Here is an 11,546-nt window from a genome sequence, read left to right as displayed (position 1 = left end):
ATCGGGCTGAAGGGGTTGATAGACTCGATCGGGATAGAGAGGACATTTATATCTACCGATCGTCCGACAGGCAATGCCATTGAGACGGGCGAGGGCGAGTAAGACGCCGACATATTCGCCGCAGGAGCCGACGCCCCGTTCTAGGGCGATATCGGGGGTATCGATCTTGGGTTGGATGCCGTAAGAAAGCTTGTCGTAGACATAGTTGCGGATTTTGAGCATCTTCCGCAGCACATTTGTTTCGGTACCAGCCGCTTCTCTGGCCGCTCGAATCATCGTCTCGGTATCCATCGCCAGATCGTCATCGTCTACCAAATAGAGCTGGGCTAGCTCGGCGGGTAGCGTTTGCCGGTCGTCGATATCGCCAGGAGCGAGCGAGTACTTGAGTCCATACATCTCGATAACTGCTTTCCAGCCGAATAGTCCGCCCCGCGTGGGATCGAGTTTGTCAAATTTAAAGACGGCTACTTTTTGGTCGCCTTGAGATTCGATCGTGTATTCATGCCCGATCGATTCGACATGGCGCACCCGTTGGCGCAGAGTATCAGAAGGCAGGGCAATTCGCCACTCTACTCGATCGAGGGTGACGTCTGCGAGGGAGAGGAGTTCTTCGACGTAAGATAGTTCGATGAGAAAACCATTCGATAGGCTGTAATGCCCGATCGGATCGTGGTGGATGTATAACGGGTGAATGAAGGTGCGATCGCGGAATGTTAATTGATAGGGAGATTTCGCATTGGGATCGTCGCGAATATATGCTTCTTCGTCGGCGTAGGCGACATAACAAATCGGCTTGGCATCTGCGACTGATGGGGAAAAGGCAATTCCCGTCGGCGAGCTAAAGGGGGTGAGTGCGCTAAGTTGAATTTTGCCAGTATGTCGATCGATACAATAGACGGTTTGCTCGTCTCGATCGCATACCCAGAGCGCATCATCATGGATAGTCAGGGTTTCACAGCCGATACCAGGCTGGGGAATACGTCCAGTGGTGGCACCAGTCGCGCGATCGAAAATATGAATATAGCCAGATTTTTGACAACTGACGTATACAAGCGCACCATCGATCGCAATGCCATTGACTGGATAAGGTAATCGCGCAAAGGTTTTCGGCACCAATGCTCGATCGTTTTCCGCAGATGCGGTGCCACTACCGCACCACATGACTTCTTGCTCCTTAGCAAACCAATAGGTGTCTTCCCACACAGTCAATCCATTCACCCCGATCCAATCGGCAACATGATGCGGATTGAGAATCGTCGTATTGTTGGTGAGGGGATCGATACTTACCAAATAGCCGCGAATCGCATCTACGGAGAGGAGTCGTTCGCCTGCTACTGCCAGTCCTGAGAGAGCATAAACACCGATCGGTCGAATGGTAGAATGCGATGATAGATGAGAAGAGGGCGCGCCTTCAGGCTTAGGCATAGATCGATAGCTCAAAATATTATATTTAAGTATATCTCTCCAGCTAGCCGCAGATTTGTTTCGCTGGCGTAGCCTCTTCTTTCCTGCGGAACGCTGCGCGAACGGAGAATCGACTTACCCACAATGAAGATCGCCCTGAAGTTATTCGCGATCGATTCGAGCTGCCTTATCGATCGATCGAGCATCGAGATTAGAGATTTTTCTCTCAGTATTAATATTTAAGTAGGTAAATGTTCGGCATGTCGATCGCAACTACAGTCTAGAATATCGATCGAGCGTTATTATCGCCAAGGATACAGCAGCTAATGAAGGTTCTTTATGACCCGGACAAGGATATTTTACAAATTACCACGATCGAAATGACCGTCGAAGAGACGGCGGAACTTGCCCCTGGTTTGACGATCGATTATGACATTGATGGCAATATCATCGGTTTGGAAATCGCTAAGGCATCGACGAAGGTCGATAATCCTTATTCCATCTGCTATGTGGTGGGCGAAGCCAATCTCGACAAACCTAGACCAAAAGAGCGGGAGTAGGCTGCTCTTACTTTTGGTCGTACTAGTGCTGTGGGGAGCGGGGGAGGTATTAAAAAAGAAAGATCGAAAATCAATCATTCGTCCAAGACTCTTCCCCAATCAGATCGATAACCCGACCTCGCAATACATAATCGTATTCATTGACGAGGTGTTCGATTTCCTGCCATTGGCGATCGCCAAAAAATTTCTTGAGTTCGTAGATCCGTTGCTGACGATCGACAGATCCGCGTGCGACGAGGGCGCGCACTTCGTCTTGTAGGTCGCTAAGACAATATCGTTCTAGTACAGCCACGATCCTTTCCTCCTGTGAAAATTAGTGTCACAGCGGCAATAGATGCTTCAACGCCGCTCGTTTGGTATTATTCACTACCTTTCTATCTATTGACATCTATCGATCGACATACTTCAATTGCCAATTGAGTCAAAGAATATATCTTTAGATACATTTTTATTATAAATGATTTTGCGATGCTGGACAGACAATTACTACAATTGGAGCGATCGATCCGATCGGGTCAATTGCAGCAATTTTGATTCGGTCTACACCTAAATATGTCTACAGGATACAATCTTTCAGCTAACTTAAGCCCTGTAGCATTCCAGCTATTCTTGGTTCGGCTAATCCGCATGATTGTATCTATAGGATACAATTGCTTCAGTAAGTTCATGGCCTGGTCGGGTCATTTATGTTCGATTCAGCTAATACGTAAATGTACCGCTAAGATACAATTGTCTCGACTAAGTTAAATCCCGTTCGCTATTAAATTAAATATGAATAATGCTGTACGAATTTTGATGTGCGCGCCCCATCATTACGAAGTCGATTATGTGATTAATCCCTGGATGGAAGGCAATATTCATCGCTCGTCGCGGGAGCAAGCCGAGGCGCAGTGGGAGCAGCTTTACCAGGTTTTGAAGAACTATGCGACGATCGATTTGGTCGAGCCACAGCCAGGATGGCCAGATATGGTGTTTACCGCCAATGCAGGGCTGATTTTGGGGAAGACAGTCGTCCTCAGTCGCTTTTTCCACCCCGAACGTCAGGGTGAGGAACCTTATTTTCAACAGTGGTTTGAAAGCCAAGGTTTTAAGGTGCATACATTGCCCAAAAGTTTGCCATTTGAGGGCGCGGGCGATGCGCTGCTCGATCGCGGCGGACAGTGGTTGTGGGCGGGTTACGGCTTTCGATCGGAACTAGATTCCCATGCTTATTTGGCGCAGTGGTTAGATGTTGAAGTGCTATCGCTGCGGTTAGTCGATCGACGGTTTTATCATTTGGATACCTGCTTCTGTCCGCTGACTGATGGCTACTTGTTGTACTATCCAGCCGCGTTTGATACCTATTCCAACCGACTGATCGAGTTACGCGTGCCAGCAGAAAAACGGATCGCGATCGCCGAGGCGGATGCGGTCAATTTTGCTTGTAATTCAGTGAATGTCGAGCGCGTCATCGTGGTAAATAAAGCTAGCGATAGCCTCAAGCACACCTTACAGGAGCGCGGGTTTACAGTTGTCGAGACGCCGCTGACGGAATTCCTCAAAGCTGGCGGCGCGGCTAAATGTCTGACGCTCAGAGTCACCGAAACTTACCATGAGTCACCCCAAGCCTCGAAAATTCAAAGCCGGACGGTGCAGCTAGAGGGACATTTACTCGATTCTGGTTTAGTTAATCGCGTGCTCGATACGATTGTCGCTGGCGGCGGTAGTTTTCAAGTGGTAAATTTTAGTCTGGGCGCACAGCGGTTGGATACCTCCGCCGCAGAGGTGAAGGTTTCGGCTCCCGACGCGGTGGTGATGGCGGATATTATGGGACAACTGATCGATCTGGGCGCGGTGAGTGCGTCAGAGCAAACGATCGATGCCACACTCGCGCCCGTAACTCAGGCTGGAGTTGCGGCTGATGACTTTTACGCGACGACGATTTATCCAACCGAAATCGCGATCGAGGGTGAGTGGATTAAGGTGCAGGGACAGCGGATGGATGGGGCGATCGCCGTGACTCAGGCAGCAACCGGATCGATCGCCAGGTGCAAGCTGCTGCGCGATCTTCAAGTGGGCGAATCGGTGGTAGTTGGTAGCGAGGGGATTCGCACCAAACGCAATACCACCACAATTAAGAAAGTCGCCACCGAAGAATTTAGCTTCATGGGTGCGGGGGTATCCAGCGAACGGCGGGTCGAATTAGTCGTCGAACAAATTGCCTGGGACTTGCGCCAAATCCGCGATCGCGGCGGGAAAGTAGCGGTAGTCGCGGGGCCTGTAGTGATTCATACTGGCGGGAGCAAGCATCTGAACCAACTGATTCGCGAGGGTTACGTCCACGCGCTATTAGGCGGCAATGCGATCGCCGTTCACGATATCGAGCAATCTCTAATGGGTACTTCCTTGGGCGTGGATATGCAGCGCGGCATCTCCGTACATGGCGGACACCGCCACCACCTCAAAGCGATCAATACGATTCGTCGCTGTGGTAGCATCGCTCAGGCTGTGGAACAGGGCGTACTCAAAAGTGGGGTGATGTACGAATGCGTCAAACATAACGTACCATTCTCCCTCGCTGGGTCGATTCGGGATGATGGCCCCTTGCCAGATACGCAGATGGATTTGGTTGCCGCCCAAGCCGACTATGCCCGCTTGATTGAAGGTGCCGATCTGATTTTGATGCTATCGAGTATGCTCCACTCGATCGGGGTGGGAAATATGACCCCAGCGGGGGTGAAAATGGTCTGTATCGATATCAATCCAGCGGTAGTGACCAAACTAAGCGATCGCGGCTCGATCGAGTCGATCGGTGTCGTTACGGATGTCGGGTTATTCTTGAGTCTGTTGGTACAGCAACTCAATAAACTGACTGGGCAATATGGGGGGTAGAAATCAACCTGTAGGTTGGGTTGAACGAATGTGAAACCCTGTCTTGTCGCACTCTACGCCGGAGGAAACCTCCGGCTCGTGCGCCGCAACATCTCCAAAATCGTTGGCGAAGCCTACCGGAGGTAATCGCTGAGGGTGTTGGGTTTCGAGGGCTTCAACCCAACCTACAAAATTATTTTCCTATTTTCAATAAATTAACCCTGGAACAATACAGCGTAGTCAACTGTTTGCAAAGCCAACTTTGATTTTGCCCGACCACGGTGATATGATGGGACACTTAGAATCATTTTATGCTCGAACTCAAGCCTGTTTTGGCTCAACAATCCATGGTTAGTCCTACCCATTATCCGGTAATGGTTATTGGTGGAGCAGAAGATAAAGTCAATGGTTGCGCCATCTTAAATGCCTTCTTTAACAGTGCGGGGGCCAAACTGGCGACCATCGGCGTTATTCCCTGTGCCTCTCAAGAACCCAGCGTCGTCGGCGATCGCTACTACCAGATCTTTAAGGGGATGGGTGCCCAGCAAGTGCAGATCCTCGATATTCGTCAGCCTAAAGAATGTGACGAAGAACGTTGGCTGAATGTCCTAAGCACATGTACTGGCGTTTTTTTGACTGGTGGCGATCAATTGCGGCTGCGCGATCTGATTGGTAGCAGCAAGTTTATGGCAGCGATCGAACAAAGAATTGCCATCGGCGATCTTGTCTTGGCTGGAACCAGTGCTGGGGCAGCAATTATCGGTGAGAAGATGATTTCTGGCGGTAGTAGTGGCGACTCGCCCAGTCAATCATTAGTCGATCTCACTACTGGATTGAGTATTTTCCCAGATCTACTAGTGGATCAACATTTTCACAATCGCAATCGGATGGCGCGCTTGATGAGCGCGATCGCCGCTCATCCCGATAAATTAGGTGTCGGCATCGATGAAGATACCTGCGCCGCTTTTGAGGATGACAGCACCTTTGAAGTCATCGGGAAAGGCACCATCACGATTATCGATCCGGGCAAATTGACCCACACAAATTATCTCTCTTCCAGTCAAAGTGCGCCCCTGAGTCTACACAACCTGACAGTCCACATTCTGAGTCAAGGCGATCGCTACAACTATCGCCAGCGTCTTGTCTTACCTTCCCCCGTCATGCCACGGTATTAGAAAAATCCCCTCCTAGGAGGGGATTTTTTAGGTGGTTTCAATACCGACTGCGTCGATCGATCTGCATCCCACTCAAATGGCCGATTTCCGTGAGTTATCGTGGTTGAGATCGAGAGATGTAGCGGCGAATACAGAATTAGAGATTCGATCTGAAATTAACTAATAGTTCAGACTAAAAAATATTCAAACCGAGAGTTGAGTATGGAGTAGCCATACCACGGTAGACTTTTGTAATAATAAATTGACGAATTTCTGTCTTTAAAAATCACAACGTTTCATTCTTTGAATGTACACTCGACAAAAGCCATCCGATCGATATGAAAATCCTCCAAACCCAAACCCTTCGAGGCCCCAACTACTGGAGCATCCGTCGCTCAAAATTGATTCTCGTGCGATTGGATTTGGAGGAGCTAGCCGATCGACCTTCCAATACAATTCCAGGCTTTTATGACAGCCTGGTTGCCATCCTGCCCAGTTTGGAAGAGCATCATTGTTCGCCCGGTTGTCGAGGTGGCTTTTTGAGTCGAGTGCAGGAAGGGACGATGATGGGTCATATTTTGGAGCACGTCGTCCTCGAACTCCAAACCTTGGCAGAGATGCCGGTGGGATTCGGTCGCACCCGCGAGACGGCGAATCCAGGCATCTATCAAGTAGTTATCGAGTACCAGCTCGAATCAGCAGGACGATATGCCGCCAGAGCTGCGCTGCGCTTGTGTCAGAGCATTATTGAGCTGGGCACTTATCCCCAGGCCGAACTCGATCGAGACTTGGAAGATCTAATTAAAATCCGAACGGATGCCGCCCAAGGAGCGAGTACCGACGCTTTGACTCAAGAAGCAGAATCGAGGGGGATTCCCTGGCTGCACTTGGAGTCGTGCGATCTGTTTCAATTTGGCTACGGCAAGCATCAAAAACGTGTCCAAGCGGCACTGACTTCCCACAGCAATATTCTGGGGGTCGAGCTGGCTTGCGATAAAGAAAAAACCAAAAATATCTTGGCAAGTATGGGTGTGCCCGTACCCAAAGGGATGACGATCTATTCCTTCGGCGAACTAGCAGCGGCGATCGACCGATTGGGTGGCTATCCGATCGTCATTAAGCCCTTAAATGGCAATCACGGGCGCGGAATTACGATCGATATTCAGGATTGGGAGCATGCCGAAGTCGGTTACGATCGGGCGCGAGAAGTCTCTAGTGGCGTGATTGTCGAGCATTTTTATCAAGGACGCGATCATCGGATTTTGGTGGTAAATCATAAGGTTGTCGCGGTGGCCGAGCGGGTGCCAGCTCATGTGATCGGCGACGGGCAGACAACGATCGCAGCTCTGATCGATCGGGAAAATCAAGACGAGCGGCGCGGGAATGGTCATGACAACATGCTTACCAAAATTGAGCTAGATGACTCGACCGATGAAATGCTCCGCCGTCAGGGCGTCTCCCTCGTGACGATCCTGCCAGCGGGGCAAACCTGCTACCTGCGGGCAACGGCCAATCTCAGCACGGGTGGCATCGCGATCGATCGAACTGATGAGATCCACCCCGAAACCTTGTGGATGGCCGAACGGGTTTCCAAAATTATCGGCTTAGATATCGCCGGGATCGATGTGATTACTACCGATATCACCAAAACGCTAGGCGAAGCCGACGGCACGATCGTCGAAGTCAATGCCGCGCCTGGTTTGCGGATGCATATCGCCCCCAGTCAAGGTGTCGGTCGCAATGTCGCCGCACCGATTCTCCAGATGTTATTTCCGCCCAATGTCCCCACCCAGATTCCGATCGTGGCAGTGACGGGCACAAATGGCAAAACGACGACCACGCGATTGATCGCCCACATTTTCAGTCAGGTCTACGATTCAGTGGGCTTTACCACGACTGATGGGATTTATATCGGCGGTCGCTTGGTCGAAAAGGGCGATACAACTGGGCCGCAAAGTGCGCAGATTATTCTCAAAGATCCGACTGTGGATATCGCGATCTTAGAAACCGCACGGGGCGGGATTTTGCGATCGGGATTGGCCTTCCAAAGTTGCGATGTCGGTGTCGTCTTGAATGTAGCTGCCGATCATTTAGGGCTGGGCGATATTAACACGATCGATCAATTGGCCAAGGTCAAAGCCGTCATCGCCGAAACCGTACATGCGGATGGCTATGCCGTCCTCAACGCCGATGACGAACGCGTCGCGGCGATGGCCGACCAGGTGCGCGGAAAGGTGGCGTATTTCTCGATGGATGCTGACAATCCACTAGTAAGATCCCATGTTCGCCGAGGTGGAATTGCCGCAGTTTACGATCGAGAGCATCTGACCATCTTGCAGCAGGAGCGGGTACACCGGATCGAGCAAGTCGAGCGGGTGCCACTAACTTTAGGCGGACGCGCCCCATTTATGATTGCTAATGCCCTCGCAGCTAGTTTAGCCGCCTACGTGCAGGGAGTAAAGATCGAGCAGATTCGATCTGCTTTACAGAGCTTCCGTGCCTCTACCCAGCAGACACCAGGCCGGATGAATTTATTCAATCTCGGCAAGTATCACGTGCTAGTAGACTATGCCCATAATCCCGCTGGATATGCGGCGGTTGGTAGCTTTGTCAAAAACTGGACTGGCCCCGCAATTGGGGTGGTGGGTGGCCCTGGAGATCGCCGCGATGAAGATCTGATCGAACTAGGTAAACTATCGGCGACATTTTTCGATCGCATTATCGTCAAAGAAGATGATGATAATCGCGGTCGCGCTTGGGGTGAAGTCGCCGAACTTATCGTGCAGGGGGTCGAACAAGTATTGCCAACCGCAGATGCCACATCTGCATGCTCGATTATGCTCAATGAGGCCGAAGCGATCGTGTGGGCATTAGATCATGCTCCCGAACATGCCTTGGTGACGATCTTCCCCGATAATGTCAGCCGCGCGATCGCGCTGATTATGGCTCGCAATCCGATTCCCGATCGTCTGGATGCCACATTCACACCAGAAGCGACCACCGAAGTACCAGTCTTGAATGCATATGCTGCTAGTAATAATGGCAATTGTGTTAGTTGATTAGTAGCGACTGTTTCGAGGAGGTCGGCGTTGTCGTGTGTATATTCGCACCGGATGTTATTGTCGATCGCTCGATTCAGAATGCTAAAATGATGCGAGCATTAAGCTGATTCTGCATGTATGACAATACTTGTAAATATTTAGCGGAGAACTTTCCGGAAGATATATCTAGTTGATCGATTGGCGATCGAGTCTCTCTAGTTGAGCTAAGTCCAACTGAGTTAAATGTCGATCCGATTCGGGCTGATAGTATCATTCTCTTGACTAGTCAGCAACCCCGCTCTGAAGAGACGGGGCATCAGGCTACTTAGTCTAATGCCGTGCTGACCAGTCTCAGCTAGAGCAATCTAGCTATGTTAGATAGGTCACGACACCCTGTAAATGCGTGCTAGTTTCCTGCTCTGTCGCTGTCAGTTAAACAACTTTAAGGTCACTGGAGTAGTGCTTTCAGCCTAACAAGCCTTTCTAACCTTAACTAAGCAAACTTTACCCGTAAGGAGGGGCATTTATGTCCAATTTCGCACTAGTTCTCAACTCAAACAAACAACCACTAGATCCCATTCGACCAGGGGCAGCTAGAAAGCTTCTCAATGCTGGTAAAGCTGCTGTCTATAGAATGTACCCTTTTACGATTATTCTCAAATCTGAGGTTAATCAGACCCCAACTCCTATCGTTGTTAAGCTTGACCCTGGTAGCAAAACTACTGGGATCGCTTTACTCCAAAACGATAAAGTTATTTGGGCGGCTGAACTAACTCATCGTGGCGCAACTATCAAGGCTGCTTTGTTGTCTCGCCGTCAATTACGACGTGGCAGAAGAAGCCGCAAAACTCGCTATCGTCAAGCTCGATTCCTCAATCGAGCCGCGAAATTTCTGCATTTCGGTTACGACTGCGTGAATTTCTGAAGGGTGGCGAATTATCGAACCGATCGAGGTTTTTAGCGATTTGACATAATCTTTGATAAAAAAGCTGTTCCAACCCAGTTTGGTTAACTCCCGTTCTAAATTGTTGTCAGCATCGAAACAATGGGTTTCTGGCGTGAGATCGCTAATTAAGGGATACCAATTGGGTAAATAATGGGTGGCGACATATTCTGCTGGGGAAATCCACATCTGGGCACCAGCGAGATCGACTGCCGCAACTAATGATGAATAGTCGCTAGGCGCTAGCATCCAGCCGCGATAGATTAATATTTCACCTGGTTCTGGAGCGGGGTAAATTTGCGCCGATTCCGAACCTAAGTTCTCCAAGCAGATGACTGATGTGGAATAGCCGATCGAGTGGAGACACTGAAATTGCTCCAAATAATCCGCATCAGCCTGTTTGGGTTGGAAATAATCGCTCGGAAATAGGAATCTAAATCGCGGCATGAGCGATCGCATATTTGGGTGCTAATTGGCTGGCAATTAGTTCGTCGATCGCACTCAAGGATCGATCGCGATAAGCACCGTAGCGTTCTTGCTTGTTTTTAATTTTGGTCGGCAACTCTTGAAAGATGCCAAAGTTCGGGGGCATCGGCTGGAAGTATTTTGGCTCGGCAGTGCTGATGAAATCAAATAGCGAACCCATCATCGTCACATTGGGCATGACGATCGGTTCTTTGCCCAAAGCCAGCCGCGCGGCATTCGTCCCTGCCAGCCAACCGCCTGCTGCTGCTGCTGTATAGCCTTCGGTGCCGATAATTTGGCCGGCGGCTAATAAATCTGGACGAGCGTGAAACTGGAGCGAGGCTGAGAGCAATTGGGGCGAATTGATAAAGGTGTTGCGGTGCATCACGCCTAAGCGGACGAATTCCGCATGTTCTAAGCCGGGAATCATGGAGAAAATCCGCTTTTGTTCGCCCCATTTCAAATTAGTCTGAAAGCCGACCATGTTCCACAGTTGTCCGGCTTTATCTTCCTGGCGGAGTTGGATGACAGCATAGGGACGGTGAATTTGGTTCTCAGGAGCTTTGAAATCGCCTCTGCGGCTGTCGAACAAGCCGACGGGTTTTAAGGGGCCATAGCGCATGGTTTCTTCGCCGCGTTGGGCTAATTCCTCGATCGGCAGACAGGCTTCAAAGAACTTAGCAGTTTCGCGATCGAAATCTTTGAGTTCGGCTTGTTCGGCGTCGCACAATGCTTGGCGGAAGTGGAGATATTGCTCCTTGTTCATCGGGCAATTTAGATATGCGGCTTCGCCTTTGTCGTAGCGAGAGGCAAAAAAAGCAACATTTTTATCGATCGAGTCGCCGACAATAATCGGACTGGCAGCATCGAAAAAGTTGAGGTAATCCATCCCCGCAAAGCGTTGGATATCCTCGGCTAGAGCCGGACTGGTTAATGGCCCTGTCGCTAAGACGACAATACTATCGCGGGGGATTTCGGTCACGTTCTCGCGGCGAAATTCTACCAGGGGATGATTGGCCAATGTCTGGGTCAAGTCGCTACTAAATTGGCCGCGATCGACTGCTAGTGCGCCCCCAGCCGGAACGGCATGATGGTCGGCTTTGTGAATGATAATCGAACCCAACCGGCG

At 50.2% G+C, this 11,546-nt stretch carries 9 protein-coding genes and 1 pseudogene; 6 read left to right on the top strand and 4 right to left on the bottom strand.

The features are described from left to right. On the bottom strand, nucleotides 1-1,425 hold a 1,425-nt coding region (locus RMO84_RS11820), incomplete at its 3' end, for a transglutaminase domain-containing protein (protein ID WP_310488657.1). Between the two features lie 305 nt (nucleotides 1,426-1,730). On the opposite strand from RMO84_RS11820, the gene RMO84_RS11815 reads away from it, so the two are divergent. Next, on the top strand, nucleotides 1,731-1,964 hold the full coding sequence (locus RMO84_RS11815; protein ID WP_310488656.1) for a DUF2283 domain-containing protein: 234 nt from the start codon (nucleotides 1,731-1,733) through the stop codon (nucleotides 1,962-1,964). A 70-nt stretch (nucleotides 1,965-2,034) separates the two neighbouring features. Here the strand turns inward: RMO84_RS11815 and RMO84_RS11810 are convergent, their stop codons facing one another. Beyond that, the gene (locus RMO84_RS11810) at nucleotides 2,035-2,256 is read right to left on the bottom strand and encodes a DUF4327 family protein (protein ID WP_310488655.1); all 222 of its coding nucleotides are present in this window, start codon (nucleotides 2,254-2,256) and stop codon (nucleotides 2,035-2,037) included. Nucleotides 2,257-2,735: 479 nt separating this feature from the next. On the opposite strand from RMO84_RS11810, the gene RMO84_RS11805 reads away from it, so the two are divergent. From RMO84_RS11805 to RMO84_RS11785, 5 genes and pseudogenes are all read left to right on the top strand, one after another. Continuing rightward, the gene (locus tag RMO84_RS11805; protein ID WP_310488654.1) at nucleotides 2,736-4,835 is read left to right on the top strand and encodes a TIGR00300 family protein; all 2,100 of its coding nucleotides are present in this window, start codon (nucleotides 2,736-2,738) and stop codon (nucleotides 4,833-4,835) included. Nucleotides 4,836-5,125: 290 nt separating this feature from the next. Continuing rightward, nucleotides 5,126-5,989 carry a cyanophycinase gene (locus RMO84_RS11800; RefSeq protein ID WP_396135838.1) on the top strand — a complete coding sequence of 288 codons (864 nt, stop codon included), beginning with the start codon at nucleotides 5,126-5,128 and terminating at the stop codon, nucleotides 5,987-5,989. Nucleotides 5,990-6,020: 31 nt separating this feature from the next. Further along, the gene (locus tag RMO84_RS11795) at nucleotides 6,021-6,152 is read left to right on the top strand and encodes a hypothetical protein (protein WP_310488652.1); all 132 of its coding nucleotides are present in this window, start codon (nucleotides 6,021-6,023) and stop codon (nucleotides 6,150-6,152) included. A 154-nt stretch (nucleotides 6,153-6,306) separates the two neighbouring features. Next, nucleotides 6,307-9,027 (top strand): cyanophycin synthetase, encoded by a 2,721-nt coding sequence (cphA, locus tag RMO84_RS11790; protein WP_310488651.1) that lies wholly within the window; start codon nucleotides 6,307-6,309, stop codon nucleotides 9,025-9,027. 508 nt (nucleotides 9,028-9,535) lie between these two features. Further along, nucleotides 9,536-9,889: pseudogene (locus RMO84_RS11785) on the top strand (RRXRR domain-containing protein); the annotation flags it as partial. Here RMO84_RS11785 and RMO84_RS11780 read toward each other — a convergent pair. Together RMO84_RS11780 and trmFO are read right to left on the bottom strand one after the other, a co-directional pair. Next, nucleotides 9,830-10,399, bottom strand: a complete 570-nt coding sequence (locus RMO84_RS11780) for a hypothetical protein (RefSeq protein ID WP_310488649.1) — start codon at nucleotides 10,397-10,399, stop codon at nucleotides 9,830-9,832. The pseudogene RMO84_RS11785 and the gene RMO84_RS11780 sit on opposite strands and share 60 nt — an antisense overlap. Then, on the bottom strand, nucleotides 10,386-11,546 hold a 1,161-nt coding region (gene trmFO, locus RMO84_RS11775), incomplete at its 5' end, for an FADH(2)-oxidizing methylenetetrahydrofolate--tRNA-(uracil(54)-C(5))-methyltransferase TrmFO (protein WP_310488648.1). The genes RMO84_RS11780 and trmFO, both read right to left, overlap by 14 nt.

This window comes from Chamaesiphon sp. VAR_69_metabat_338 (assembly GCF_031423935.1).
Classification (GTDB): Bacteria; Cyanobacteriota; Cyanobacteriia; order Cyanobacteriales; family Chamaesiphonaceae; genus Chamaesiphon.
Note: the sequence above shows the minus strand (reverse complement) of the source record. Positions and strands in the feature narration are given on the sequence as shown.

Coding starts and splice junctions, on each gene's coding strand:
- RMO84_RS11815 (WP_310488656.1), top strand. CDS start 1,731: ATGAAGGTTCTTTATGACCCGGACAAGGATATTTTACAAATTACCACG.
- cphA (WP_310488651.1), top strand. CDS start 6,307: ATGAAAATCCTCCAAACCCAAACCCTTCGAGGCCCCAACTACTGGAGC.
- RMO84_RS11800 (WP_396135838.1), top strand. CDS start 5,126: ATGCTCGAACTCAAGCCTGTTTTGGCTCAACAATCCATGGTTAGTCCT.
- RMO84_RS11805 (WP_310488654.1), top strand. CDS start 2,736: ATGAATAATGCTGTACGAATTTTGATGTGCGCGCCCCATCATTACGAA.
- RMO84_RS11780 (WP_310488649.1), bottom strand. CDS start 10,399: ATGCCGCGATTTAGATTCCTATTTCCGAGCGATTATTTCCAACCCAAA.